We start from the raw sequence: 26,646 nt of genomic DNA, 5'->3' as shown, positions 1-26,646 counted from the left end.
CTAACCCTCTTCCCATTGTCTTGGGAATTTGCCATCCAGTAAGTACGCGAAAGCGATAATTTCTGCAATAATAATGTACAGCTCGCGTGGAATTTCATCGCCGACATTCAGTTTGGCCAGCGAATCGGACAGCAAAGGATCTTCATGGACTAAAACGCCATGCTCTTTTGCAACGGCAATAATTTCTTCAGCAAGTTCGTCAAACCCCCGGGCTATGACTTTGGGCGCATTAAAACCGTCGTAAGACAAACCTATCGCTTGTTTTTCTTTCTTGTCACTCATACTGTCACCCGAATAATACCGCTATGCTGCTGCGCCAGGTTGTCCGGAATTTTGCCTTGCTGAACCCGAAGTTTAACGCTGTTAACCTCCAGTTCGGCAAGTCTTTTTTCAAGCTTTTCGACATTACTCTCAACCACCTTTTGCGCCGCTTTCGTTTCGGTATAGAAGTCAACCGATGACCCTTGTGGATGGTAGCGACCTTTAACCAGCAAAGGTCCGGTACTTTCCAGTTCAAAGCGTAGGGTAAATAACCATAAGGTTCGGCCACCTTCTCCTTTATTGTTACTTTCGCGTTCACTGCGAATAAGCAGTTCATGCTGCTGTGGCTTCTGCGTATCAGCGGGTAACAGAATGTAATATTCCGGTTGTTGAGGAGGAGAGTCCTGTAACCTTGCCTGACTGCTCTGCGCTGAGTTAAGAATACCGGTAAAGAGCTGTAATAGTCGCTGCAACTGTTGCTGCGGTAATTGTTGCAACAGGGAATTAATGCGCTCGCGCACTTCGCCTGCATTTTCTGGGCCAGGGTTAAGCACCTGCTGAATAAAGGCCTGAGTAAACTGATTTGGTGAGGTTCTCGCTGCTGAACTATTGCTGGTCGTTTCCGGTTGCTGCTGCATTGCCAGCCCCAGCAGCGTCATTAGCATTTGCCCTAAACCTCCCATTTGCTGGCTGGGTTGAGCGCTGACCGGGCGCGCCGCAAACCAGTCGCTGACCCAGCTCTGCAAGGCCTGGGGGCGCTGCATGGAATCCGCTGTTGGCATTTGCTGAAGTACTCTGACTAAAAGCTGTTGTAAGGCCTTAGGTGGCGACTGCAAGGCTTCTCTTGCTGCTTCTGCTGATAATCGCGCCGTTGGCTGCTGAACGCTTTCAGTCGTGCTTGTCGATGAGGGCGAAGGCCGCAGGCTTTCTGGTATAAAGTTCTGCAATGCCTGTTGAAATTGTTTGGGTGTTATTTGCTGAGCCTGTTTTATTGCTAATCCGGTAGCCGTTGGTATCGACACTTTTTGCGTTGGTGAGGGCTGGGCAGCGGCGTTTGGCTGACTCACTGGCTGGTTAATGGGTTGAGCGCCTGGCTTTGATGTTACCGGCTGTTGCGGTGTCGGTTGCACCGTAGCAACCCGACCTTGCTCAACAAAGGCTTTAACCAGTTTGGGCGGCAGTTGAGTTATCGGCACCTCTGCAACAGCCACAGGCTTTGTTGCACCAGTGCTAAGAGCTACACGAACTATCGGCTGTTTAGGATCTGGCTGAGTTATTGTCAGTTGCAATTTCGTTGGCGCCGTTAATGGCGGCTGAATATTTTTGGGTGGGTTAGGCCATTGCCAGTTGTTACCCTGAATACGAGCTGGTTGCTGGCCTTTCGCTGGCTCAAAAGTTACCGGTAAACTGATCTGGACCAATAATTGAGCGAGTAACCGAGTTGTATTTGCCTGATTCAGCAGGCCAGCGTTAATCGAAGGCGTTGGAATATTACCCTGTTGCGGAGCCTGAGTTGCGGCTGCGGTTGCGCTGCCATTAGAGGCGGAGCCACTGAAAATACGCATTAGACTGGACAATTGCTGCTGTTCGGCACGAGCTAAGGTTCGTTCCGGAGAGGCCATCATTTGTTGTAACAGTTGCTTAATATCAGCCATGCGCTTTACCTAATTTTTATGGTAGAATCTTGGGCATTTGCGTCAGCTTACCAGTAAGGTTCCGGTTGTAAAATCCGCATGACACAAGTTGCTTCCACCAACAGCCCACTATTGCACGCAGAGCAGCTAAGCTCAATCCGTGGAGGGCGGGTATTATTTGAAAATCTCGACTTTTCAGTGAGCGCGGGTCAGTTATGGCAGGTTAGCGGGCCTAATGGTGCCGGAAAATCGTCGTTACTGCGAATTCTTACCGGATTGCTGGAGCCCTCCGACGGTGTTGTTTCTTTTGACGGTCAGCCGCTGAATCAGAACTGGTCGGAATACTGTCAGCAGTTACTGTTTATTGGCCACAAAGCCGCGGTTAAAGGCGAGCTAAGTGCGCTGGAAAACTTTCACTGGCAGCAACAGTTATCCTCGGTGCAAGACGTGGATGCCTGGGATTTGCTCGAGAAGCTCGGACTGCTGGGGTTAGAAGATGAATTAACCACGCGACTGTCTGCAGGCCAGCAACGACGAGTTGCATTAACTCGATTATGGGCGACGCAGGCTTCGCTATGGATATTAGACGAGCCCTTTACCGCTTTGGATGTACAGGGAATAGCTTTATTACAACAACGCTTTGTCGAGCACTTAGATGCAGGCGGCACCATTATTTTTACCTCGCATCAGTCGCTGACTTTGTCAGGTTTAACGCCCGAAAAACTGTCTCTGGAATACCGGGGTGAGGTGCTATGAGTCAGCTTTCGAATAGACAAACCTGGTTAACCCTGCTGAAGCGGGACTTGCGAATAGCCGCAAGGCGACGCAGCGATGCCTTAAACCCTCTGCTCTTTTTATTAATGGTCGTGACGTTGTTTCCGCTAGGCATTGGTCCCGGTCCTGATATTCTGGCTCGTATTGCCCCCGGAATTATTTGGGTAGCCGCTTTACTCGCCAGTTTGTTGGGGCTTGAACGCTTGTTTCGCGATGATTTCCAGGACGGCACCCTGGAACAGCTGTGTTTATTGCCTCAGCCTCTGGCCTTTACGGTTACGGCGAAAATGATGGCGCACTGGCTGTTAAGTGGATTACCGCTGGTTATTCTGTCACCCGTTCTGGCTTTGCTGTTGAGTTTACCGTTGCAGGGGTGGTGGGCACTGGCGTTAACTTTGTTGCTGGGAACTCCGGCATTAAGTGCGTTGGGAGCTATTGGTGCAGCGTTAACTTTGCAGGTTCAGCGCGGAAGTTCGCTGGTCAGTTTAATTTTAATTCCGCTTTTTATTCCCTTATTGATATTTGCCACGGCGGCAGTCGAAAATGCCTCAATGGGGCTTGCAGTTCATGGTCAGTTAGCGATACTGGCGGCAATTTCAGTTTTAACCGTAACATTGGCTCCGCTGGCTGTAGCAGCTGGCATTAGAATGAGTGTGAATTGATATGTGGCGATGGTTACATCCGTACGCAAAACCCGAAGCAACTTATAACCTGTTGCAAAAGCTGCTGCCATGGTTTGTGGCATTAACACTTGTAACTCTTATTACCGGCGTAATTTGGGGGCTGGCATTTGCTCCAGGAGATTATCAGCAAGGTGACAGTTACCGAATTATTTTCCTGCATGTGCCTGCAGCGATTTTTTCTATGGGCGCTTATATGGGTATGGCCATCATGGGAGGCATTGCACTCATCTGGCAGATTAAGACCGCAGAGTGGGCTATTCCGGCAATTGCGCCTGTTGGTGCGGCACTTACCGTTGTTGCCTTGTTAACCGGGGCCATTTGGGGGAAACCCATGTGGGGAACCTGGTGGGTATGGGATGCACGGCTGACCTCTGAACTGATTTTGTTGTTTCTTTATGTCGGCGTTATGGCCTTGTATTTTGCTTTCGATGACGCCAGAACCGGTGCCAAGGCTGCGGCTATTTTATCTTTAGTGGGTGTTATCAATTTGCCCATCATCCATTTTTCGGTGGAATGGTGGAACACTCTGCACCAGGGCGCAACCATTACCAAGTTTGAGCGGCCTTCAATAGCCGCCAGTATGTTAATTCCGTTATTAATCTGCTTGGCCGGTTTCGCGTTTTTAACCGTATCCTTGGTGATGATGCGGTTAAAAAATGAGATACTAAGACACGAATTACACCGCGCCTGGGCACAGCAACGACTGGAGCAAGACTAATGGTTTTTGACAGTTTTACTGACTTCGTCGCTATGGGTGGGTACGGACTTTATGTCTGGTTGTCATTCTTTTTAAGTTTTGTTGTTCTTGCCGGAGTTGCGTTAGAAACTTTACTGGCAAAACGACAGTTGGTTAAGAAAAGCCGGCAGTTACAACAGCGTCAACAGCGCTTAGCCAGACGCACAGCCAGCCGTGCAGCAGTAGGAGACGGTAATGAACCCAAGACGTAAACAACGCTTAACCTGGGTCGCTATTTTAGTGATTGGGGTTTCGGTAGCAACGGGACTGATGCTGTATGCATTGAGCCAAAGTATCGATCTGTTTTATACACCGACGGAACTGGTTGAAGGCAAGGGCAAGGATAAACAGAAACCTCAGGTTGGCCAGCGGATGCGAGTTGGCGGTATGGTGGTTGAAGGTTCGGTAGAGCGTGACCGCGAAACTTTAGAAGTTTCCTTTAAAATTACAGACATTGGCCCTGAAGTCACTGTGTTGTATCAGGGAATTTTGCCGGATTTATTTCGCGAGGGACAAGGTATTGTCGCTCAGGGGGAACTGATTGAACCAACCGTGTTAAAAGCCAGTGAAGTTTTGGCTAAGCACGACGAAGAATATATGCCGCCGGAACTGGCAGAGCAGATGAAAGGCATCAAACATGTAAACCCAAACACGGTTGAAGAAGGTGATGGGCAATGATTGCTGAAGCAGGACATCTTGCCATAGCCATTGCGCTGGCTTTTTCTGTATTACTGGCGGTTTATCCTTTATGGGGAGCGGCGAAAGGGAACGGCGGCATGATGGCTTTAGCCCGGCCGTTTGCCTATGGCCAGTTTTTCTTTACCGCTATCGCTTTTGCTTTATTAGTCTGGGGCTTTGTCAGTAACGACTTTAGTATTGCTTATGTTGCGGCAAACTCGAATAGTCAGCTACCGGTTGCGTATCGGGTTACCGCGGTGTGGGGCTCACATGAGGGCTCTTTTCTTCTCTGGATGCTAATGCAGGCAGGCTGGATAGCCGCAGTCGCGATATTTTCCCGCTCAATGCCATTGCCGATGATAGCCCGGGTGCTTGCCATTCTGGGGCTGGTAAGCATTGGCTTCTATTTGTTTATGCTAACGGTTTCGAACCCCTTTGATCCCAGTTTGCCTCTCATTCCTGTTGACGGTCGCGATCTCAATCCGCTGCTGCAAGACCCGGGAATGATCATTCATCCGCCATTGCTGTATATGGGCTACGTCGGTTTCTCTGTTGCTTTTGCTTTTGCTATTGCCGCTTTAATGTCAGGCAAGCTTGATGCAGCCTGGGCTCGTTGGTCTCGTCCCTGGACTCTCGCGGCATGGATTTTTCTGACACTGGGTATTGCCATTGGTAGCTGGTGGGCATATTACGAACTTGGCTGGGGTGGCTGGTGGTTCTGGGACCCAGTTGAAAATGCGAGCTTTATGCCATGGCTGGTAGGAACGGCATTACTGCACTCCCTTGCCGTAACTGAAAAACGTGGCAGCTTTAAGTCCTGGACGGTATTGCTGGCTATATCCGCTTTCAGTTTGAGCTTATTAGGCACCTTTTTGGTACGTTCCGGCGTTTTAGTGTCAGTGCATGCGTTTGCAACCGACCCCGCCCGAGGCTTGTTTATTCTGATACTGCTGGGGCTGGTTGTCGGCGGTTCGCTTATTCTTTACGGCCTGCGCGCCGGAAAGATGCAAAGTTACAGCCGTTATGAACTGCTTTCACGAGAAGTGATGCTGCTGGGTAACAATGTCTTGTTAATGGCGGCTATGATAGTTGTGTTTCTGGGCACCATGCTACCTCTGGTTCATAAAGAAATTGGTCTGGGTACCATTTCTATTGGGGCACCTTTCTTTAATGAGCTGTATAGCTGGCTGGTTATTCCATTTGCATTAATGCTGGGTCTTGGACCCTTAATGCGCTGGCGCAGACAAGCTATGCAACCACTTCTGAAACCGCTGGCCTTAGCACTTTCTTTGGCGCTGATTCTGGCCTACACGCTGCCGAAGATTTGGGCCGACGAATTACCCGCGTTGGTGGTTATTGCGCTGTTTCTGGCGTTCTGGGTGGCTCTGGCTACACTGACCGAAGTCCAGCAAACGGTAAAACAACGCAAGCAGGGTTGGGCCGGGCTGACCAAAATTTCCGGTAGTCATTGGGGAATGGTTCTGGGGCATTTAGGTTTTGCCGTAACGCTTATCGGCATCACCCTGGTTTCAAACTATGAGCAGGAGCGCGATATTGCGCTTGCGCCGGGGCAATCGGTTGATGTTATCGGTTATAACGTCGTGTTCGAAAGCCTGCAGCATAGGGAAGGACCTAACTACGATGCCGATCAGGGAGTATTTACTGTCTACAAAGACGGGCAGGAAGTAACGCAGTTAACCAGCGAGAAACGTTTTTATCGGGTACAGCGTACCAGCATGACCGAAGTTGGGCTCGATGCGAGTTTGTTACGCGATATCTATATTGCCATGGGCGAACCTCTGGATGATGAAACCTGGGCCATTCGTTTCTATATCAAGCCCTTTGTCCGATGGGTTTGGCTGGGCGCTATTATCATGGCAATAGGTGGCGCTATGGCATTTGCTGATAAACGTTATCGTAAGCGTGGCATAAAGGAGATGGCCAATGACTAAGTTTCGCTGGTTTATCTTATTTGGTCCGCTGGTTTTATTCATCGGCTTGGTGGGCTTTTTACTTAAAGGCCTTGGAAGCGACCCAACCGAGCTGAATTCGGCGTTAATTGATGAGCCGGTGCCACAGTTTGAAGTGAGTGATCTTTATGACACCGAGGTGACTTACGACCAGTCAGTGTTACACGAGGGCCCTTTGCTGCTTAACGTTTGGGCTACCTGGTGCCCAACCTGTCGCGCTGAGCACGAGTTTCTCAATGAGCTAGCCTCAAGAGGTGTACCAATTGTCGGCCTTAACTATAAAGACGACTCCCGGGAAAAAGCCGTTAACTGGCTAAATACACTGGGTGACCCTTACACGGTGAATTTATTTGACCCGCAGGGCGAGGTTGCGTTTGAATTTGGTGTTTACGGTGCCCCAGAAACCTATTTTATTGACCACAAGGGCGTGATTCGTTATCGCCATGTGGGTGACGTTAATGAACGCAACTGGTCGAATCAACTGCAAGGCATTTACCAGCAATTGCTGGAGGAGGCCGAATGATCCGTTCATTGCTATTAGCTTTTGTCGCAGCGTTTGTATTGACTTCCACGGCATCAGCAGAAAATGAGAACAATTACCAGTTTGACAGCGAACAACAGCGTGCAACCTACCAGCAGTTAACCAAGGAGTTACGTTGCCCCAAGTGCCAGAATCAAAATATTGCCGATTCTAATGCGCCTCTGGCAGAAGATATGCGTGATCGTAGCTATCAGATGTTAAAAGAGGGCAAGTCACGCGAAGAAATTATTCAGTTTATGGTCGCCCGCTATGGCGATTTTGTGCATTACCAGCCACCTTTTACAACGGCTACCAGTATTCTTTGGTGGGGCCCTTTACTGATAGTTGTTATTGGCATTGGTGTAGCCATTGGCTTGACTCGCAAGAAAAAAGCGGCGGTTGAATTAACACCACAAGAACGAGAGCGTTTACAGCAATTGAGGAAGTCGGGCGATGAGTAGTTTATGGTTACTAATGTTGTTGATGTTGCTCGTTGCAGTGGTGTTCGTATTTCTTGCTACAGGAAAGCAAAGACGTTATCAGAAACGTCAGGATGAAAATCAACGCTGGTACGAACAACGTTTGTCAGAGCTTAAAGAAGAGCGCTCTCAGCACGGGCTTCCGGAAGAAGATTATCAGCATGCAAAGCAGGAGCTGGATAAAACCTTTTTGAATGATAGTCAGGATGTTGAAGAAAGCGTTAACTGGCAAAGAGCACCTGTGATTGTGCCGGCGATACTTTTGGTGGTTATATCCTCAGGCCTTTATTGGGCATTTGGCAGTTGGCAGTTACAATTGCAGGCTGAAGATGCACGCGAGCAGTTACCTGAGCTGGGGAAAAGATTGTTGCAGCAACAAAACCAGCAAGCCAGCCGCGAAGACTTAAATACCTTTGCGTTGGGTTTACGGCAAAAGCTGATGCGGGAACCGGATGACGCGGTTGCCTGGTGGATTTATGCTGGGTTAATGGTTGATCTGGGAGCAGGTGAAGACGCCGATGAAGCTTTTCAGAAGGCTCTGGAACTTGAGCCTGACAGAGTGAACACCTTAGTCAGTTACAGCCGGTTTTTATTAATGTCCGGAACGGAAGGCGGGCAGCCTAAAGCGGCTCGTATGCTAGCTCATGCGCTGCAACAGGAACCCGACAATATCGAAGCTTTATCATTACTGGGTTTTGTGGCCTTCGAGCGTCAGGACTGGGAACAGGCTATTAATGCATGGCAATTATTAAAACAGCGTTTACCAGAAAATTCCAGTAGGTATCAGGCAGTTGTTAACGCGCTGGAAAATGCAAAGAGCCAGCAGGAAAAATCTGAAGTTGAGCTAAAGGTTACTGTTAAGCTAAGTGATGAAATGCGTCGTTACTTGCCTGCTGAAGGTACAGTTTTTGTTTACGTTACAGGCTCAGAACAGCCTATGCCTGCGGCGGTTGTCCGGCAGCCCGTGAGTGAGTTTCCTATGACTGTGACCTTGTCGAATAGTAATGCCATGTTACCGGATTATAAGTTGAGTGACCTTGACGAGTGGCTGGTGCATGCACGTATTTCGCAGGATGAAAAAATCGATCGCCAGATGGGTGATCTGGAAGCTGAGACTGTCGCTATACAAGCTGACGGTTCAACCGAATTAACTTTGACTTTATCGACCCGGATTGACGAATGAAAAAATATGGTTTTTTAATACTACTTTCCCTGTTTATGGTTGGGTGTTCATCGACACCTGAAGACCCTTATGCCGACCCACGTGACCCGTTTGAAGATTTTAACCGCGATATGTGGGAGTTTAACCGTGATGTTGATAAGGCGGTGTTAAAACCCGCCGCTGAAACCTATGAATATGTTCCTCAGCCAGTTCGCACATCTTTATACAACGCAGTCGAGAACCTAGATGAGCCCTCGTCATTTGTGAACAACCTACTGCAATGGAAAGTTGCCGATGCTGGCATTTCATTGGGGCGTTTTGTTGTCAACTCCACCGTGGGTTTAGTCGGTCTGTTCGATGTGGCAACTCCCATGGGTCTTACCAAGCGCGAAGAAAGTTTCGGTCAGACCTTAGCGGTCTGGGGCGTGCCGGAAGGCCCTTATTTGATGTTGCCGCTTTTGGGCCCAACCGTTGTCGTAGACCGGGGGGGCGACTATGCCGATGGTCAATATTTTCCATACCCCTTGTTAAGTTGGCCGGTAGATTTGGCTCGTTACGCCATAAAAGGGCTGGAACTGCGTCTGCGCTTGCGTGATCAGGAGCAAGTACTGGAAAACTCCCTGGACCCTTACTCTTTTGTTAAAGACGTTTATTATCAGCGCTGGCAGGATCAAGTGTTTGATGGTAACCCGCCGATTGAAGAAGAAAACTTTGATGACTTTGACGATGACTTCGACGAAGACTTCGATGATTACGACGAATGAGTCGACGAGTCTTATTGACGATTAACCATTCCTGAACAATGCTTAGGGCATGAGTCATAACTAAGAAGTGACAATGCCCCGAGCACACATCGCATTAATTGAAGACGATCCGGTATTTCAGTCTGTCGTCAGACAGTATCTGGTAAATAGCGGTTATGATGTGTGTTGTGCAGATAATGGCAAACAAGGTATTAAGCTTTGTCAGGAACAATGTCCGGATATTGTGCTGTGCGATTTAAAACTACCGGATATTGACGGCCTTGAAGTTATAGAACAACTGCTAAAAGCTTGCACACAAATTCCAATTATTGTTATTTCCGCCTCTGAAAAAATGTCCGATATCCGTGAGGCTGTCCGCCTTGGCGCCTGGGATTATCTGGTTAAACCTGTGCAGAGCCTTAGTGTGATTGAAAACGCGATAGAGAATTGCCTGCAACGTTACCAGTTGGAAGAAACCTACCTGCACGATGTGTGGGAGCTGGATGCTCATATTGATATTTTGTATCAGGACGACGTTATTGTTGGGCGGCTGGTTGATGAGTTATTGCCGGACGGACCATTAAACCTTAATGGCTACCAGTTTAACTGTTCTATTAATGACTCAGGAAAGTCTCCGCTATGGATTGATTACCGGCCTTTAACTGAGGGCAGGGTTTTAGTCATTATGGCTGCTGCGCAAAATGCAACGGAGCAGAACTTACTGCCTTTACTGGTATTGAAAACCCTTATTGATCCGCTTATCCGTCAGCATCTGTCAGGCCATGATAATACCTTGCTAGCGCCCGGGTTGTTATTAAAGCACTTGAACCACGAGCTTTGTCATTCACAGGTGAGAACCGCTTTTGATGCTTTGGTGGGTATTGTTGATACAGCAAAGCATAGTTGGTTATGGGCTCAGGCCGGAGATAAGTTTGAGCCCGAGCCAGGGGCAAAACCCGACTTAGCGTTAGGCATCTGGCAGCACGCCAACTTTCGAGAGCATCGCATAGAACATCTGCATAAGTTGCACTGCGGATACAAGAACACTGAGCTTATTGTGACTGCTGTGCCTCAAACTGTTTGATGGCTTTATCAAGGTATGGCAGTGACATATTCAGATTAATGGGTTGTGTAAATAGTGGGTAACCAATACCTGCCGCTAGTAAAGCCGGAACTTTCCACCAACCTTCGACCTCTACAATAAAGAAGAAAATAAGACAAATAGGCACCAATTTAGCCATATTACAAATGAGGCGGCGTGGCACCGGCATTTTTTCCTGTGCCATGGATAAAATCATAGCTCGCTGAGTAAAGCTGTAGTTAGACAGTTGCGGAATGTGACGCGAAGAAAAATATAAAGCCATAGTCAGTCTTTCATTTGAATTTTGTTAATTGGGTTGCATTATAACATGGGAAAAGGTTATAAACTTGCGCTTCTGAAGTGAACAGAATTTAAGGACAGCTGTTATGGTCAAAAAAGTCGTTATTCCAGTAGCCGGGCTCGGAACTCGAATGTTACCTGCTACCAAAGCCATTCCTAAAGAGATGTTGCCGTTGGTCGATCGCCCCCTTATTCAATACATTGTTGAGGAATGCGCCGCTGCAGGTTTGACCGATGTGATTCTGGTTACTCATTCCAGTAAAAACTCGATAGAAAATCACTTTGACACGAGTTTTGAGCTGGAGACGACTTTGGAGCAGCGGGTAAAGCGGCAACTGTTGGCTGAGGTGAAGGCCATTTGTCCTGAAAAAACTACAATTATGCATGTTCGTCAGGGTGTTGCAAAAGGCCTGGGGCATGCCGTTCTATGCGCGCGTCCATTAATCGGAGACGAGCCTTTTGCTGTCGTATTACCTGACGTTCTGGTTGATGACGCCAGTTGTAAGCTGAATCGCGATAACTTAGCTGAAATGGTGAAAAACTTTGAAGCAAGCGGGCATTCGCAAGTCATGGTCGAAAAAGTGCCGCAGCAAGACGTCAATAAGTATGGCATAGCCGATATTAATGGCGCGGAGTTGAGTCCGGGTGAACAGGCTGGTATTACTCAACTGGTTGAAAAGCCGTCAGTTGAAGATGCACCGTCAGATTTAGCCGTAGTTGGTCGCTATGTCTTTTCAGCTGATTTATGGTCGCTGTTGGAGAAAACACCGGTGGGTGCGGGCAATGAAATTCAGTTGACTGATGCCATGGCAATGCTGCTGGAAAAACAACCGGTTAATGCGTATTACATGAAAGGCAAGAGCCACGACTGTGGCAATAAGCTAGGGTACGCTCAGGCCTTTGTTGAACATGCTTTGCGACACCCGGATTTGGGCGCCGACATGAAAGCCTACATTCAGTCTCTGAAATAAAGGCCTTTTAACGGGACTGGTACTTAAGTATCAGTTCCGACAAAGTTTTTGCACAAGGCCCGGTTAGTTCTGCTTTGGGTAATACCATATACAAACTGCCTTTACGCGAACTGCTTCCCTCAACTTTTATTTTAGCGAGTCTGCCAGAATCTAAATCTTCCTGAGCGATGTAGCCCGGCAACCAGCAAAAACCTAATCCGTTACGAATGAGTCTGAGAGCTTCGTCAAAGTGGCTTACCGTCCAGCGTTGCTCGGCTTTTAACCAGCCTTCGTCTTCTACCGGCTGGCTGCCGGTATCCTGAATGACTATTTGCAAATATTGAGACAGCTCGTTTTGGTTAATAGGTTGTTCCAGCTTTGCCAACGGGTGTTCAGGGTGACAAACCAAATCCATACTGTACTGACCTATAGGTTCCCCTATAAAGCCACGTGGAATATGGTGAGAAATAACGACATCGGCAGCTTGTTCCTGAATTTGCTCCATCGTACCGGTAAGTACGGTATCGCTGATAACTAAGCGGCTGCCACGACTAAGCTGTTGGAATTCATCCAGCACGGGAACTAGCAGACTGCGGTCAAATACCATTTCTAACGCGAGTTTAACTTCCGGCTCCCAGCCTTGCTCGAGGTTATCAGCCAGCTGTTCTATTTCCTCAGTCAGGTTAGTTAACTGACGCGAACGGCGAAGCAAAACTTCACCCGCCGCGGTTAGGTGAGCTTTTCGGCCTCTGACTTCCAATAACTGTACACCTACCACTTGCTGCAGTTTGGCAACAGCGTGATTAAGCGAGGACTGGCTCTTGTTCAGGGCTTCAGCCGCGTGCGCGTAACCGCCACAGTCAACAACTGCCTGCAGGATACGCCATTGCTCAATGGTCGATTTCGGTCGGTAAACACTCATCTTGATTCCACTCCGGTGGGGCTAAACCCGAGCGGTAATCACTGCTCGAATCGGTGCCTGGTAACCTTCAATAGTCTTATTTGTGTCATTTGGATCAAGGAAGTCGGCTAACGACTCCCCGGTCATCCAATCTGTGCGCCGTTGTTCGTCTATTGAGGTAGTATTATGGTCAACCACAGAGATGTCTTTGAATCCTAACCGTTCTAACCAGACAGACAAGGCACTGGCGCTGGGCAAAAACCAGACGTTACGCATTTGCGCGTAACGCTCGCCAGGCATCATGACGGTGGTTTCATCACCTTCCACAACAATGGTTTCTAAAACCAGTTGACCGCCCGGACGGATTAAAGATTTCAGTTGCTGTAAAAACTCAACAGGTGAACGGCGATGATAAAGCACACCCATACTAAATACGGTGTCGAAGCTTTTAAGTTCCGGCATATGTTCAATACCAACCGGGAAAAAGTGTGCCCGTTGCTGCCACGATAAAGGCATTAACTGGCTAATGGCTCTGAATTGCATGAGAAAAAGCTCGCCCGGGTCAATTCCCCAAACTTGCTCGGCGCCTGCTTCCAGCATCCGCCATAAGTGGTACCCACTACCGCAGCCAACGTCCAGTACCTGACGGCCGCTTAAGTCATCTAAATGTGGTGCTACGCGTTGCCATTTCCAATCAGAGCGCCATTCTGTATCGATAAAAACGCCGAATAAATCAAAGGGGCCTTTACGCCAGGGTTGTAACTGCTGGAGCAGGCCGGTTAAGCGAGCCCTGTCGGCATCAGAGGCTTCATCGGCTTCGCCTATCTGCACGGTATCGGACAATTTAACGTGTTTTGCGGTCAAGTTTGGTAACTGTGTTAGAACCCGCTGCCAGCGTTTTAAGTTCCCGTGAGGGGTATTCTTAAAGGCCGTGAGTTGTGGTGCCAGAGTATCCAGCCACTGGCTGTGCGGACTTTGCACAAGTGCGCGAAGTTCTTTACTGAAATCAACCATAATATCCCTTATTTAACGGCCAGCATGGCGGCGAAGTTAAAGCACTGGAACCAGACCGAGCTGTGTTGAAAACCTGCTTTTTGAAAACGCTGTTGATGAGCCTGCAATGTATCAACTTTCATTACGTTTTCGATTGCTGCTCGTTTTTGGCTAATCTCAAGTTCACTGTAACCATTGGCTCGTTTAAAATTATGGTGCAGTTCAATGAGCAGATCATTCATAGATTCATCCGGATGGCGTACTTTTTCCGCGACTAATAGCGCGCCGCCTTTATTCATACCATTAAAAATGTTCTGTATAACCTCGTCTCTTTTATCTTGGCTAATAAATTGCAAAGTAAAGTTTAGTACCACCACTGACGCATTTTTAATTTCGGTTTCGGCGAGATCCTGACAGTGAAGTTCAACCGGGATTTGGCTTTTAAAGCCATCCAGGTGCAGTTGCGCACGCTCTATCATAGGTTGAGAGTTGTCTATTCCAATAATTTTGCAGTTTTCTGTCTGCTCGCACCCTTTACGTATAGCAAGGGTCGCTGCGCCCAATGAACAACCTAGATCGTACAAGCGACTATTAGGCTGAACATAGCGGCTAACAATTTGTGGCAAGGTCTGTAAGATACTGGAGTAGCCCGGAACCGAGCGGTTAATCATGTCAGGAAATACTTCGACAACCTGTTGGTCAAAACAGAAGTCAGAGATGCTGGGCAAAGGCTTTGAAAATATCGTGTCATGTTGCGTCATAGAAGCTACTTTTATTCGATAAAGAATTCAGATTAATAGGCATTTTACCGATAAATGCTACTGACGCACAGGCAATATTCGACTAAAATCCGCGCTATTGCTGCGGAGGGTAAAATATTGAAACGAGCTTTAGGTGTAGTAAGTGCTATTTTTGTCACTTTTACTACAACCGTCTTTAATAGTCATGCAGGCCAATCTGATAACTGGACCCAAGCCTATGAAGAGGTGCGTATAGGTGTGCCCGATCAGATGGAGCCTTTGGTATCAATAAAAGACGGTAAAGCTATAGGGCTCGATGTTGATTTAATTAAAAAGTTTACCCAGGACATTTCGGCAAAAATAGTCTGGAAGCCCTGCGGCCATTGGCGTGACTGCCTTGAGGCGATAAAAAACAAAGAGATTGATGTACTGACCAGCGTTTCTTACTCCGTTGAACGAAATCAGTTTATGGATTTTACCCAAAGTTACTGGTCGACGCCCTGGGCTGTAGCTTCCATGAATACCACTCAACTGAGCAGCGGCAGTCTGAATCTGGAGCAGTTAACCGATAGCAAAATTGGTGTGGTCGAAGGTTACAACATTGTGCCGCAGCTGGCGCAGCTTCGCAGCGTTCAAACCGTTGAAGTGGACGGCATACGTGAAGGTGTGAATTTGTTGCGTAATAATGCGGTTGATTATTATGTTGATAGCCTGCCGTTGTTGGTTCATGAGTTGCAGGAACGGCCGCTGCCGGGCTCCGAGCTTTCTGTTATTGATGATGCGCAGGGCGAAGAGCTTTACCTGGCGGTGAGAGATGACTGGCAACCTATAGTCATGGCTTTAAATCATGGCATTGACAGTGTCACTGAAAGTGAGCGTAATGAACTAAAAAATAAATGGTACGGTTTTCAGTTAGAGCAGGGCTGGAGCAATAAAGAGTTACTTGATATTGCCATGAAAGTTGGCTCTGTCGTTTTACTCATTATTGTTGGCTTTGCTATCTGGAACAGTCGATTACGCCGGGAAATTAAATTGCGTAAAGCAGCGGAAAGACGTATTCGGCATATTGCAACGCACGATGAATTGACTGGATTGCCGAACCGAAACTTAATGCAGGATCGTCTGGAGCAAACCATCAGTCAGAATGAAAGAACGGGAAAACCCTTTGCTGTACTTTTTCTAGACCTCGATGGATTTAAGAAAATAAATGACGAGTTTGGGCACAGTTATGGCGATGAGCTCTTAATTCAGGCTGCACACCGAATGGGCACTTTATTAAGGCGTTCAGATACGGTATGCCGTCATGGTGGTGATGAATTCGTTATCCTGCTGCCAACAGCGAACAGTGTCGGTTCATCACTGGCAGTGTCTCGTAAATTGGTTGTGCAGTTGGCCAAGCCTTATAAAGTGAAAAAGCAACAGTTGGAAATTAGTGTATCCATTGGCGTTGCTATTTACCCTAAGAACGGTACCAATACTGACGATTTGCTTCGCTCTGCGGACAAGGCTATGTACCGGGCAAAAGCCGCTGGTAAAAATGATGTGCGTCTGGCTGGCGACGACGGATGACATTCGTCGTCAGTCCGCTATAATGTTGCGCTTCGTAAAAACATTCATTGCAACAGCTAGCAGGATAAACGCGCATGCGAACTCATTACTGTGGACAAATAAATGCTGAATTAGCGGGACAAGAAGTCACGTTATGTGGTTGGGTAAATAAACGCCGGGACTTAGGCGGCTTAATTTTCATCGATTTGCGCGACCGTGAAGGGCTGTTGCAGGTTGTTTTTGACCCGGACCAAAAAGCGTTATTTGAGACAGCAAACAGCCTGCGTCAGGAATTCTGCGTGCGCTTAAGCGGTAAAGTTAACCGTCGGCCGGAAAGTCAGGTAAACAAAAACATGGCAACCGGCGAAGTTGAACTGTTGGCCACTGACTTAGAAATATTCAGTCGCTCTGAACCGCTGCCTATTGATTTTAATCAGCAGGTAAGCGAAGAAGCACGACTGCGTTATCGTTATCTTGATTTGCGTCGTCCACAAATGAACGAAAAACTGCAGTTCCGGGCTAAAGTAACCAGCGCAGTACGTCGCTTTTTTGATGACAACGGCTTCTTAGATATAGAAACGCCAATGTTAACGCGAGCAACGCCGGAAGGCGCGCGCGACTATCTGGTGCCAAGCCGTACTCATAAAGGACGCTTTTTCGCGCTGCCACAAAGCCCTCAGTTGTTTAAACAGCTGCTGATGATGTCTGGTTTTGATCGCTACTATCAAATTGTTAAATGCTTCCGCGACGAAGATTTACGCGCTGACCGCCAACCTGAATTCACTCAGATAGATATCGAAACCTCGTTTATGAGCGCTGAGCAGGTCATGGAAATTACCGAGCAAATGGCTCGTGACCTCTTCAAGCAACTACTTGATGTGGACTTAGGTGAATTCCCGAGCATGACCTGGCACGAAGCCATGCGCCGTTTTGGTAGTGACAAACCCGACCTGCGTAACCCATTAGAGCTGGTTGATGTTGCTGATGTTTTAAAAGACGTTGAGTTTAAAGTCTTTTCTGGGCCGGCGAATGACGAAGAAGGCCGTGTTGCTGCTATCCGTTTACCGGGGCAGGCTGAAAACGTTTCACGCAAGATGATTGACGAATACACACAATTTGTCGGCATTTATGGCGCGAAAGGTTTGGCCTGGATTAAAGTAAACGACCGCAGTGCAGGCCGGGAAGGCTTGCAGTCACCTGTTCTTAAGTTCCTGCCGGACGAAGTGATTGAGCCGTTGCTTGAGCGTATGCAGGCAGAAACGGGTGATGTGCTGTTCTTCGGTTCCGATAAGTCGCATGTGGTTGCAGAAGCACTGGGCGCTTTACGTCTGAAGTTAGGTAAAGACTTTGAACTGGTCAGTAACGAATGGAAACCGCTATGGGTTGTAGACTTCCCAATGTTCGAAGTTGCAGACGACGGCAGTCTGGCCGCGTTACACCACCCGTTCACCGCACCGGTCAATGTGACTCCTGAGGAGCTAAAAGCTAACCCGGCAGCCGCTATTTCAAACGCCTACGATATGGTGTTGAATGGTGTTGAGTTAGGTGGTGGTTCGGTTCGTATCCACGAAAACGCAATGCAGCAAGCGGTGTTTGAAGTGTTAGGTATTGAAAAAGACGAAGCGCAGGAAAAATTTGGCTTCCTGTTAGAAGCGTTAAAATACGGTACGCCACCGCATGCGGGCTTGGCTTTTGGTTTAGACCGTCTGGTGATGTTGATGGTTGGCGCAAGCTCCATTCGTGACGTTATTGCCTTCCCGAAAACAACCACCGCGGCTTGTGTTCTGACCGATGCGCCTGGCGCAGCGAACCCGGCAGCATTGCAAGAGCTGGGCGTAAAAAGTATTGTGAAGGAAGACGAGTAATCAACAGAGGTGACATATGGCTGGTCATTCCAAATGGTCTAATATTAAGCACCGAAAAGCCGCGCAGGACGCTAAGCGCGGCAAAATTTTTACCAAGTTAATTCGTGAAATAACGGTCTCTGCCCGCGAAGGCGGCGGGGACCCTGAAACCAACCCGCGTTTACGTGCGGCTATCGATAAAGCCTTATCCAATAATATGAAGCGCGACACCATAGATACTGCGGTCAAACGCGGTTCGGGTGATCTTGAAGGCGATAACGTTGATGAGCTGACTTATGAAGGCTATGGTCCCAGCGGTGTGGCTGTCCTGCTGGAATGCATGACCGATAACCGAAATCGGACGGTGTCAGATGTTCGCCACGCGTTCAGTAAGTTAGGCGGTAACTTAGGTACCGACGGCTCTGTTGCCTACTTATTTAATAAGAAGGGCGTTATTAGCTATTCTGACGGTGTGACCGAAGAACAGGTTATGGAACCGGCGCTGGAAGCCGGGGCGGAAGATATCCTCGCTTACGATGAAGGGAGTATCGATGTCATTACATCACCGGAGAATTTCGGCGCAGTTAAAGATGCTCTGGATGCAAAAGGGTTGGAAGCCAGCAACGCTGAAGTGACTCAGGTTCCTGACACCCGCGTTGATTTGGATGAGGAATCCGCACGAACCTTTTTAAAACTGCTGGATGCGCTGGAAGACTTAGACGACGTGCAAAACGTTTATCACAATGCCGATATCTCTGATGAGATCATTGCGCGACTGGACGACTAAGTGGCGATTATTCTGGGTATCGACCCGGGTTCGAGACTGACCGGCTACGGCGTTATAGAGCAGCGAGGGCGGCAACTGAATTACCTTGGTAGTGGTTGTATCAAGGTTATTGGTACCACTAAAGAGCCTTTAACTCTGGCGGAAAAGCTGCGTCGCATTCATGACAGCGTCAGTGAACTCATTACTCAGTTTAAGCCGAACGAATTCGCGATAGAACAAGTGTTCATGGCAAAAAACCCGGATTCCGCTTTAAAGCTTGGGCAGGCTCGAGGGGCTGCGATAGTAGCTGCCGCACGTGCAGAGCTTCCGGTAGCGGAGTATTCAGCGCGACAAATTAAACAGTCTGTGGTGGGTAACGGTGGTGCAGAGAAGTCTCAGGTTCAGCATATGGTAATGGCGTTACTGAATCTGCAGCGTTGCCCTCAGGAAGATGCCGCAGATGCACTCGCCGTTGCCTTATGTCATGCTCACAGTTCACAAAACCTGATTAAAATGGCAGGCGCCGCGCGTAAAACTGTGCGAGGGCGTTTGCGTTAACGGAGTAAAAAAGTGATAGGTCATATTCAGGGCGTACTTACCAGCAAGCAACCACCGGAAGTGGTATTAGATGTACAGGGCATTGGTTATGAAATTCAGTTGCCAATGACCTGCTTCTATCAATTGCCGCCGGTGGGCGAAACCATAAAATTAATCACACATTTTGTGGTGCGCGAAGATGCACAGCTATTGTATGGTTTTATTTCTGCTTCAGAACGTTCGCTGTTCCGGCTACTACTGAAAACTCAGGGAGTTGGCCCGAAACTGGCTTTGGCCATTTTATCCGGCATGTCAGCAGATGAGTTTGTCATGGCTGTGAACCAAAACGATGTTACTCGTTTGGTGAAATTGCCAGGTGTGGGCAAAAAGACCGCCGAACGTCTGGTTATAGAAATGCGTGACCGACTCAAGGACTGGCAGCCGTCTACGCCATTTACTGATCGCGCACCGCTGGATAGCCAGGGTATGGATGCAGGAGAACATCCGGCCGATGCAAGAACTGATGCCATTAGCGCCTTGCAGTCACTTGGGTACAAAGAAAATCAAGCTGAAAAAGCCCTGCAAAAAGTGTACTCTGCAGAACATAACAGTGAGACCTTGATTCGACTGGCGCTAAAGCAGCTGTCGTAAGGAAGCCCCATGATAGAAGCCGATCAAATACCTACTCAACGGCTCATTGAACCCGACGTACAGGGTGAAGATGAGGCTGTTGATCGTGCCATACGGCCTAAAACTCTGGCGGATTATACTGGACAGAAGCATGTCGTTGAACAGATGGGGATTTTCATTGAGGCCGCGCGCAAACGTCAGGAAGCCCTGGATCATCTTTTAATTTTTGGTCCTCCGGGGTTGGGTAAAACGACGCTGGCGAACATTGTGGCGAACGAGCTGGATGTGAGTATTAAAACAACCTCCGGTCCGGTTCTGGAAAAAGCGGGTGACTTAGCGGCATTGTTGACCAACCTTGAAGCACATGATGTTTTATTTATTGATGAAATTCACCGTTTAAGTCCGGTTGTTGAAGAAATTCTTTATCCGGCTATGGAAGACTATCAGCTGGATATTATGATTGGTGAGGGTCCGGCCGCGCGTTCGATTAAATTAGACTTACCACCTTTTACTCTTATTGGAGCCACCACCCGTGCTGGCGCGCTGACGTCACCGCTACGCGACCGCTTTGGTATTGTGCAGCGTCTTGAATTTTACGATGTTAACGAATTAACCGACATTGTGGCGCGGTCGGCTCACTTTATGAATGTCCGGATGCTTGACGGTGGAGCCCGGGAAATAGCACGCCGCTCAAGAGGAACGCCACGTATAGCTAACCGTTTATTGCGTCGGGTACGCGACTACGCCGAAGTCAGAGGCAATGGCGACGTTGACGAAACAACAGCCAATGCAGCGTTGACCATGGTGGATGTTGATCAGGCTGGTTTTGATTATATGGACCGGAAGCTGTTATTAGCCATTATGGAAAAGTTCATGGGTGGACCTGTGGGGTTAGATAACCTGGCAGCAGCCATAGGCGAAGAAAAAGATACCATTGAGGATGTTCTGGAACCTTATTTGATTCAGCAGGGCTTTTTACAACGCACGCCGCGAGGACGTATAGCGACTCCCAGAGCTTATCAGCATTTTGGCTTAAAGCCCGAAAATAGGTAAAAAAAAGCCCGCACAATGTGCGGGCAAACAGAACAACAAGAAGGAAGTTAAATCCAGGGAACTATTGCTGAATAAACAATCTCAGAAAAAGTGACAACCAATCTCTTCGTCTTTGATATGCTGGGTATTATAAAGTTAATCTGATTCTGATCAAACAAGAAAAATTAGATGTTCGCATTATAATAACTAATCTGGAAGTTGTGTTCTTTGTACAAAAAAAGCGCAACATATTTGTAACAAAAAAGAAAAAGCTCTAAAAATCATGGTTTTGATATTTTGTTCTTTTCGTCCTGTTATAAAAAAAAGTCTGCTGACAAAGTAATCAGTTGTGGTTTTAAGGGCTTCTTTACAAAATATTACACAAAGGTAACTTTTCGGAACTTTACTTGAGGTGGTAATGTCTCATTATGAATTTGAATGGCCTATCCGGGTTTACTACGAAGACACGGATGCAGGTGGTATTGTTTATTATGCTAATTATCTCAAGTTCATTGAAAGAGCACGAACCGAGTGGTTAAGATCATTAGGGATTGAACAGGATACCTGGTTAGCTCACAATATAGCCTTTGTGGTTCGCAAGGTAGAACTGGATTTACGGCAGGCGGCTAAGTTTAATGCTGAACTAAGAGTTACTGTCAAAGTTACAAAGATTAAGAAAGCCTCTTTGGCTTTCGAACAACAAGTTTTGGCGAAGGATGGCAGTGTGCATTGCCAGGCAACAGTGTTAGCAGCCTGTGTTGATAATCAGGCGATGAAAGCTGTCGCTATTCCGGAACCGATAATATCGCGTATTCAGTCAGGGGTTTAAAGCGTGGAAGCAGAACTATCGTTTATTGATTTATTCATGCAAGCCAGTTTCTTGGTCAAGCTGGTGATGGTTATGTTACTGGCGATGTCGGTATGGGGCTGGGTGTTAATTTTTCAGCGCAAAAAAGTGTTGAAGCAGGCTCGAAATGACGCGCTAAAGTTTGAAGATAGATTCTGGTCAGGCGTTGATCTTGCGCGTCTTTATCAGGAAATTTCTGCTCGCGCCAAGAATGCGCGGGGAATGGAGTTACTGTTTCACGCTGGCTTTAAAGAGTATGCCCGGCTGCGTAACCACTCAACAACAAATACGCAAACAATGCTTGAAGGCGCATTTCGTGCAATGCGCGTGGCGCACGCTAGAGAAACCGAAAAGCTGGATAACAACTTAGGTATTTTGGCCACTATTGGTTCTATAAGCCCTTATATTGGTTTGTTTGGAACGGTATGGGGAATAATGAATGCCTTTATCGCTTTAGGTGCCGTGCAACAGGCTACGCTGGCCATGGTTGCACCGGGTATCGCCGAAGCACTGATTGCAACTGCGATGGGTCTTTTCGCAGCGATACCGGCTGTTATTGCTTACAACCGATTCACCACCAGTGTGGAAAAAGTTGATAATCAATACATGAACTTTATTGATGAATTCATCTCGATTTTACAGCGACAGTCGTCGGCTCAGGCTGGCAAAAGTAAAGTAGAGGGCGAAACGGTATGATGGTAATGCCGCGCAAGCGTCGTAAGCCGGTTGCGGAAATTAACGTAGTACCTTACATCGACGTGATGCTGGTTCTGCTGATCATCTTTATGGTAACAGCTCCTTTAATCACTCAGGGGGTTAAAGTTGACTTACCAGAAGCAACAGCCGAGCCTCTTGCTGAAGAGAGTAAACCACCTTTGGTTGCATCGGTTGATGCTGAAGGGCGTTACTATTTAAATCAGGGAGATTCTCAGGATACGCCCATGCAGGCTGATGAACTCGCAACTCTGGTTGCTGCTCACTTGCAAGTTGAACCAGATACTCCTGTTATGGTCAATGGTGATGGAGCGGTGTCTTATAATCAAATTGTGCAACTGATGGTGTTACTGCAACGAGCGGGTGTGCCCTCAGTCGGTTTAATGACAGATTCGTCGGATAATTAGTTGTGGCAAAATCAGATAGCTTAACCTTACCGCTGATATATTCGATTGTCATACACGCTGCAATTGCAGGTGTGTTATTGATTAGCTTTGAATTTACCCCCTCAACGCCGGAGGCGATGGAGGTGAATTTAGATCAGAGCGAACTGGATATGTCAGAAGAGATTGTTAGCGCGGTCACTGTTGATAAATCCAAAGTTCAGCAACAGGCGGATAAAATTCGCCAGCAAAAAGCGGAGCAAGAGGCGGCCGAACAGCGCCGTATTGAAAGACTTGAGCAAAGAGCTGCCGAAGCGCGTAAAGCGAGAGAAAGAGAAGAACAGCGCAAGAAAGAAATTGAACGTCAGCAGGAGCTTGAGAAGCAGCAAGCCGAAGAAGCACGTAAACAAGCTCAGCAAGAGAAAAGAGAGGCGGAACGCTTAGCTGAAGAACGGGCTAAAGCCGAAGCGGCAGCGAAAGAAGCCGAACGCCGTAAACGCGAAGCCGAAGAAGCCGAGCGGCGTGCTGAAGAGGAGCGTAGAAAACGCGAAGAAGAGCGCCGTAAGCGTGAAGAAGCGGAACGTAAAGCTGCGGAACGAGAAGCTCAGCTGCAAAAAGAAATGGAAGAAGAGCGTGCACGCCGGCAGGCAGCTCGCCGTCAACAGGTATTGAGTGAAGTTGAAAAGTATCAGGCGCTTATTCAGCAAACTATTCAGCGAAACTGGAATGTTGATGACTCAATGCGTGGCAAGTCATGTGAGTTAACCATACGAGTAGCTCCAAGCGGATTCGTTAAGTCAGTAGACACCGGCAGTGGCGATGCGAACGTTTGTCGTTCAGCTCAAAATGCCGTATTAAAAGCTACAACGCTGCCGGTTTCTGAAGATCCGGAAATTTATGAACAAATGAGTACAATTAAACTGACTGTAAAACCGCAGTTGTAACAAGGTGACCGATGAAAAATCTATTAATTAAAAGCATTTTACTCTTTGTTGCGCTAACCGCTTTTGCGCGTGCCGGGGTACTGGAAATCGTCATCACGGAAGGTATTGATACCGCGCGGCCGATTGCTGTTGTGCCTTTTCAGTGGAAAGGTGAAGGAGAGGCGCCAAGCGAAATTACCGATGTTATTGCTGCAGATCTTATGCGTAGCGGTAAATTTAATCCGATTCCCACAACTGCTATGCCGCAACGTCCGGCTGCTGATGATGAGATCGATTATTCGGCCTGGGCAAAAATGGGCGTAGAAGCCATTTTGGTTGGCTCAATAGAACCGTATTCAGTCGACCGCTATATGGTTAAGTTTGAAATTATTGATGTGCTCCGGGGACAAATTACCGGTGGTAACTCGCAGATGTTACGCAACGGTGAGTTGGTGCAGAGTAATGACCATGTTCTTGATTCACGCTCCAGTGTTATTGATGGTGATCAATTTCGCTCTTATGCACATCGAATTTCAGATGTTGCTTACGAAGCGTTAACGGGCGAACGTGGTGCTTTCATGACAAAAATCGCTTATGTCACGGTAAACCACGATGATCGCTATCCATACAAACTGGCGGTTGCAGATTATGACGGTGCGAACGAGAAAATACTGCTACGTTCACCCGAGCCGTTGATGTCTCCGGCCTGGTCTCCTGATGGTAATAAACTGGCTTACGTTAGTTTCGAGAATAAAACAGCAGAAATATTCATGCAGGATATTTATACCACCCGCCGCGAGAAGCTGACGTCGTTCCCCGGGATAAACGGTAACCCTGTTTTCTCGCCAGATGGCAAAAAGTTAGCTATGGTTTTATCTAAGGATGGAAATCCTGAGCTTTATGTGTTTGATATTAAAACTAAGGACTTGCAACGTGTTACTCGTAATCGTACGATTGATACAGAGCCTAACTGGACGCCAGATGGTGAATCTTTAGTGTTTACCTCAGAAAGAGGTGGCAGACCGCAACTATATAGCGTAAATTTATCATCAGGTCAGGTTCGTCGGTTAACCTTTGATGGTGAGCAGAATTTAGGTGGTACCTTAGTGCCGTCCGGCGAAGATATGATTTTAGTGAACCGGACACGTGGTAACTATCATATCGCTAAGCAAGAGTTTCCGCGTGGAAACATGCAAGTTTTAACGAAAACGTCTTTAGATGAGTCACCAAGTGTGGCACCAAATGGCAGTATGGTTATTTACAGTACAACGCATAATAATAAACAAGTACTGGCTTTGGTTTCTATCGATGGGCGTTTTAAAGCACGATTACCGGCTACCGATGGTGAAATTAAGTCACCGGCTTGGTCGCCATTTATGTAAAACAAAAGCCTGAATGGTTGAATTGTTCGATAAAAACGATAAGGACGAAAAGGATGCAGCTTAATAAACTTTTAAAAGCTCTGGCAATCGTTGTACCAATGGCAACTCTGGCCGCTTGTAGCTCAAACCAGGAAACTGATTCAGGTATGGGCGCAGGTCAGGAGACCAATCAACAAGCTGAGCAAGACTCTGGTGTTGAAGTTGGTGCAGCAGACCGCGCACAAAGAATGGAAGAAGAACGTCAGCAAAAAATGGAAGCGTTACGTAAAGAACACATCGTTTACTTCGCTTTTGACAAATCTAACGTTCAGTCAGAGTACACCGACCTGTTGTCGGCGCACGCTGATTACCTAGTCAAAAACCCGTCTGTGAAAGTTGTTATTGAAGGTCATACCGACGAGCGCGGCACACCTGAGTATAACATCGCGTTAGGTGAGAGACGTGCTAAAGCAGTTGAGAGCTACTTGCACAACTTGGGTGTTCAGGATTCTCAAACCTCGACTGTTTCATATGGCGAAGAAAAACCAATGGTAAATGGTTCAAACGAACGCGCATACGCGAAAAACCGTCGCGCTGTTTTAGTTTACTAATTTAAAAGTAACGGATAGTAATGAGAAAAACGCTGTTAGCTGTATGTTTGTGTGTGCCTGGGGCTGTTATGGCCCAGGCACCTGTTTCTGGACTGTCGTCTTCAGGCGGTGTTGAGCAACGACTGGAACAAATCGAGCGCATGCTCGAAGCCCGTTCCAGTGCTCAGCTTGAAATGCTTAATCAGTTAGGTTCTTTGCAGCAAGATGTTGCTGAATTAAGGGGCATAACGGAAGAGCACGAGTACCGTCTGGAGCAATTGTTGCAACGCCAGCGCGAGCTGTATCAGGAAATTGATCGTCGCTTCAGTAATTTGAAGTCGAGCAATAACCAGAGTGAAACTGCCGGCAACGATTACAATAGCCTTGAGCAGGTACCGACACAAACAGACAATAGCAGCTATTCTCCAAACCTTAGCGAGAATGATGCTTATGACAAGGCGATAGCTTTAGTCCTTGAGGATAAGCGTTATGATGAAGCTATACCTGCATTTGAGTCTTTTCTGAAGAACTTTCCAAACTCGACTTACTCTCCTAATGCTCACTACTGGTTAGGTCAGCTGTTTTTTGCCAAACGTCAATACGATCAGGCAAAGCAACAGTTTGAAACTGTCGTTAATGATTACCCAGACAGTAATAAACGTGGTGATTGTTTATTAAAGCTTGGTGCTATCGCCAGTGAGCAAGATAAATCGGCAGATGCAAAAGCTTATTACCAGCAAGTGATTGAAGAATACCCGGAAAGTACCGAAGCTAATTTGGCAAAACAACGCTTAAATCAGTAACAACTGGGCAACATGTGTTCGTGAATTAAGCAGTCGCACAGTTTTTTTCAATTTTCAGTTGCA

31 protein-coding genes are annotated in these 26,646 nt (G+C 47.5%); 25 read left to right on the top strand and 6 right to left on the bottom strand.

What is annotated here, in order from left to right:
• Together B2U97_RS02680 and B2U97_RS02675 are read right to left on the bottom strand one after the other, a co-directional pair.
• The gene (locus tag B2U97_RS02680; RefSeq protein WP_011234359.1) at positions 1 to 282 is read right to left on the bottom strand and encodes an EscU/YscU/HrcU family type III secretion system export apparatus switch protein; all 282 of its coding nucleotides are present in this window, start codon (positions 280 to 282) and stop codon (positions 1 to 3) included.
• A complete protein-coding gene (locus B2U97_RS02675; protein WP_286823470.1) occupies positions 279 to 1,916 on the bottom strand; it encodes a flagellar hook-length control protein FliK in 1,638 nt (545 codons plus the stop codon). The genes B2U97_RS02680 and B2U97_RS02675 overlap by 4 nt, the downstream gene beginning before the upstream one ends.
• A gap of 78 nt (positions 1,917 to 1,994) precedes the next feature.
• On the opposite strand from B2U97_RS02675, the gene ccmA reads away from it, so the two are divergent.
• From ccmA to B2U97_RS02620, 11 genes are all read left to right on the top strand, one after another.
• Complete coding sequence (ccmA, locus tag B2U97_RS02670) at positions 1,995 to 2,651, top strand: cytochrome c biogenesis heme-transporting ATPase CcmA (protein ID WP_011234357.1); 657 nt, start codon at positions 1,995 to 1,997, stop codon at positions 2,649 to 2,651.
• Entirely contained in the window at positions 2,648 to 3,331 is a 684-nt protein-coding gene (ccmB, locus tag B2U97_RS02665; protein ID WP_114981598.1) for a heme exporter protein CcmB, read from the top strand. The genes ccmA and ccmB overlap by 4 nt, the downstream gene beginning before the upstream one ends.
• Before the next feature lies 1 nt (position 3,332).
• Positions 3,333 to 4,070 (top strand): heme ABC transporter permease, encoded by a 738-nt coding sequence (locus B2U97_RS02660; protein WP_153848925.1) that lies wholly within the window; start codon positions 3,333 to 3,335, stop codon positions 4,068 to 4,070.
• Positions 4,070 to 4,300: a heme exporter protein CcmD gene (gene ccmD / locus B2U97_RS02655; protein ID WP_286823469.1), complete on the top strand. Its 231-nt coding sequence runs from the start codon at positions 4,070 to 4,072 to the stop codon at positions 4,298 to 4,300. The genes B2U97_RS02660 and ccmD overlap by 1 nt, the downstream gene beginning before the upstream one ends.
• Positions 4,284 to 4,766: a cytochrome c maturation protein CcmE gene (gene ccmE, locus B2U97_RS02650; protein WP_153848926.1), complete on the top strand. Its 483-nt coding sequence runs from the start codon at positions 4,284 to 4,286 to the stop codon at positions 4,764 to 4,766. The genes ccmD and ccmE overlap by 17 nt, the downstream gene beginning before the upstream one ends.
• Complete coding sequence (locus B2U97_RS02645; protein WP_286823468.1) at positions 4,763 to 6,718, top strand: heme lyase CcmF/NrfE family subunit; 1,956 nt, start codon at positions 4,763 to 4,765, stop codon at positions 6,716 to 6,718. The genes ccmE and B2U97_RS02645 overlap by 4 nt, the downstream gene beginning before the upstream one ends.
• Positions 6,711 to 7,259, top strand: coding sequence for a DsbE family thiol:disulfide interchange protein (locus B2U97_RS02640; RefSeq protein WP_011234351.1), 549 nt, complete (start codon positions 6,711 to 6,713; stop codon positions 7,257 to 7,259). Before B2U97_RS02645 ends, B2U97_RS02640 begins: the two co-directional genes overlap by 8 nt.
• Positions 7,256 to 7,717 carry a cytochrome c-type biogenesis protein gene (locus tag B2U97_RS02635; protein WP_286823467.1) on the top strand — a complete coding sequence of 154 codons (462 nt, stop codon included), beginning with the start codon at positions 7,256 to 7,258 and terminating at the stop codon, positions 7,715 to 7,717. The genes B2U97_RS02640 and B2U97_RS02635 overlap by 4 nt, the downstream gene beginning before the upstream one ends.
• A complete protein-coding gene (gene ccmI, locus B2U97_RS02630) occupies positions 7,710 to 8,918 on the top strand; it encodes a c-type cytochrome biogenesis protein CcmI (RefSeq protein ID WP_286823466.1) in 1,209 nt (402 codons plus the stop codon). The genes B2U97_RS02635 and ccmI overlap by 8 nt, the downstream gene beginning before the upstream one ends.
• Positions 8,915 to 9,661 (top strand): MlaA family lipoprotein, encoded by a 747-nt coding sequence (locus tag B2U97_RS02625; protein WP_286830220.1) that lies wholly within the window; start codon positions 8,915 to 8,917, stop codon positions 9,659 to 9,661. The genes ccmI and B2U97_RS02625 overlap by 4 nt, the downstream gene beginning before the upstream one ends.
• 73 nt (positions 9,662 to 9,734) lie before the next feature.
• Entirely contained in the window at positions 9,735 to 10,724 is a 990-nt protein-coding gene (locus tag B2U97_RS02620; RefSeq protein ID WP_272989847.1) for a response regulator, read from the top strand.
• On the opposite strand, the gene B2U97_RS02615 is transcribed toward B2U97_RS02620, so the two are convergent.
• On the bottom strand, positions 10,693 to 11,004 hold the full coding sequence (locus B2U97_RS02615; RefSeq protein ID WP_011234346.1) for a DUF6170 family protein: 312 nt from the start codon (positions 11,002 to 11,004) through the stop codon (positions 10,693 to 10,695). The genes B2U97_RS02620 and B2U97_RS02615 overlap by 32 nt on opposite strands.
• A 103-nt stretch (positions 11,005 to 11,107) precedes the next feature.
• On the opposite strand from B2U97_RS02615, the gene galU reads away from it, so the two are divergent.
• Complete coding sequence (gene galU, locus B2U97_RS02610) at positions 11,108 to 11,992, top strand: UTP--glucose-1-phosphate uridylyltransferase GalU (protein ID WP_011234345.1); 885 nt, start codon at positions 11,108 to 11,110, stop codon at positions 11,990 to 11,992.
• A gap of 7 nt (positions 11,993 to 11,999) precedes the next feature.
• Here galU and B2U97_RS02605 read toward each other — a convergent pair whose 3' ends face one another.
• The 3 genes from B2U97_RS02605 to cmoA are packed head-to-tail and all read right to left on the bottom strand — an operon-like array spanning position 12,000 to position 14,626.
• On the bottom strand, positions 12,000 to 12,893 hold the full coding sequence (locus tag B2U97_RS02605; RefSeq protein ID WP_272989844.1) for a LysR family transcriptional regulator: 894 nt from the start codon (positions 12,891 to 12,893) through the stop codon (positions 12,000 to 12,002).
• Between the two features lie 21 nt (positions 12,894 to 12,914).
• Entirely contained in the window at positions 12,915 to 13,886 is a 972-nt protein-coding gene (gene cmoB, locus B2U97_RS02600; RefSeq protein ID WP_286823464.1) for a tRNA 5-methoxyuridine(34)/uridine 5-oxyacetic acid(34) synthase CmoB, read from the bottom strand.
• A gap of 8 nt (positions 13,887 to 13,894) precedes the next feature.
• Positions 13,895 to 14,626, bottom strand: coding sequence for a carboxy-S-adenosyl-L-methionine synthase CmoA (gene cmoA, locus B2U97_RS02595; protein ID WP_114981591.1), 732 nt, complete (start codon positions 14,624 to 14,626; stop codon positions 13,895 to 13,897).
• 117 nt (positions 14,627 to 14,743) lie between these two features.
• Here cmoA and B2U97_RS02590 point away from each other — a divergent pair, with 117 nt between their 5' ends.
• The 13 genes from B2U97_RS02590 to ybgF all read left to right on the top strand — a co-directional run bounded on the left by B2U97_RS02590 (position 14,744) and on the right by ybgF (position 26,583).
• Positions 14,744 to 16,174, top strand: coding sequence for a diguanylate cyclase domain-containing protein (locus B2U97_RS02590; protein ID WP_286830218.1), 1,431 nt, complete (start codon positions 14,744 to 14,746; stop codon positions 16,172 to 16,174).
• 74 nt (positions 16,175 to 16,248) lie between these two features.
• Entirely contained in the window at positions 16,249 to 18,018 is a 1,770-nt protein-coding gene (gene aspS / locus B2U97_RS02585) for an aspartate--tRNA ligase (RefSeq protein ID WP_011234340.1), read from the top strand.
• Between the two features lie 16 nt (positions 18,019 to 18,034).
• Positions 18,035 to 18,784, top strand: a complete 750-nt coding sequence (locus tag B2U97_RS02580) for a YebC/PmpR family DNA-binding transcriptional regulator (protein WP_011234339.1) — start codon at positions 18,035 to 18,037, stop codon at positions 18,782 to 18,784.
• Positions 18,785 to 19,321, top strand: a complete 537-nt coding sequence (gene ruvC, locus B2U97_RS02575; protein WP_110012732.1) for a crossover junction endodeoxyribonuclease RuvC — start codon at positions 18,785 to 18,787, stop codon at positions 19,319 to 19,321.
• 12 nt (positions 19,322 to 19,333) lie between these two features.
• Positions 19,334 to 19,951 carry a Holliday junction branch migration protein RuvA gene (ruvA, locus tag B2U97_RS02570; RefSeq protein ID WP_110012731.1) on the top strand — a complete coding sequence of 206 codons (618 nt, stop codon included), beginning with the start codon at positions 19,334 to 19,336 and terminating at the stop codon, positions 19,949 to 19,951.
• A gap of 9 nt (positions 19,952 to 19,960) precedes the next feature.
• Positions 19,961 to 20,983 (top strand): Holliday junction branch migration DNA helicase RuvB, encoded by a 1,023-nt coding sequence (ruvB, locus tag B2U97_RS02565; protein WP_286823461.1) that lies wholly within the window; start codon positions 19,961 to 19,963, stop codon positions 20,981 to 20,983.
• 397 nt (positions 20,984 to 21,380) lie between these two features.
• Positions 21,381 to 21,791 (top strand): tol-pal system-associated acyl-CoA thioesterase, encoded by a 411-nt coding sequence (ybgC, locus tag B2U97_RS02560; RefSeq protein WP_034819843.1) that lies wholly within the window; start codon positions 21,381 to 21,383, stop codon positions 21,789 to 21,791.
• A gap of 3 nt (positions 21,792 to 21,794) precedes the next feature.
• Positions 21,795 to 22,505, top strand: a complete 711-nt coding sequence (gene tolQ, locus B2U97_RS02555; protein WP_034819846.1) for a protein TolQ — start codon at positions 21,795 to 21,797, stop codon at positions 22,503 to 22,505.
• Complete coding sequence (tolR, locus tag B2U97_RS02550) at positions 22,502 to 22,930, top strand: protein TolR (RefSeq protein WP_286823460.1); 429 nt, start codon at positions 22,502 to 22,504, stop codon at positions 22,928 to 22,930. Before tolQ ends, tolR begins: the two co-directional genes overlap by 4 nt.
• 2 nt (positions 22,931 to 22,932) lie before the next feature.
• Positions 22,933 to 23,850 carry a cell envelope integrity protein TolA gene (gene tolA, locus B2U97_RS02545; protein ID WP_286823459.1) on the top strand — a complete coding sequence of 306 codons (918 nt, stop codon included), beginning with the start codon at positions 22,933 to 22,935 and terminating at the stop codon, positions 23,848 to 23,850.
• 11 nt (positions 23,851 to 23,861) lie between these two features.
• Positions 23,862 to 25,211 carry a Tol-Pal system beta propeller repeat protein TolB gene (tolB, locus tag B2U97_RS02540; protein WP_286823458.1) on the top strand — a complete coding sequence of 450 codons (1,350 nt, stop codon included), beginning with the start codon at positions 23,862 to 23,864 and terminating at the stop codon, positions 25,209 to 25,211.
• A gap of 53 nt (positions 25,212 to 25,264) precedes the next feature.
• Complete coding sequence (pal, locus tag B2U97_RS02535; protein ID WP_110012729.1) at positions 25,265 to 25,801, top strand: peptidoglycan-associated lipoprotein Pal; 537 nt, start codon at positions 25,265 to 25,267, stop codon at positions 25,799 to 25,801.
• Positions 25,802 to 25,869: 68 nt separating this feature from the next.
• Positions 25,870 to 26,583, top strand: a complete 714-nt coding sequence (gene ybgF, locus B2U97_RS02530) for a tol-pal system protein YbgF (protein WP_227016310.1) — start codon at positions 25,870 to 25,872, stop codon at positions 26,581 to 26,583.
• Positions 26,584 to 26,646: the final 63 nt, after the last annotated feature.

Origin of the sequence: Idiomarina sp. UBA3176 (assembly GCF_002364295.1) — a bacterium.
Taxonomy (GTDB): domain Bacteria; phylum Pseudomonadota; class Gammaproteobacteria; order Enterobacterales; family Alteromonadaceae; genus Idiomarina; species Idiomarina loihiensis.
This window is presented reverse-complemented; position numbering and strand designations above follow the sequence as displayed.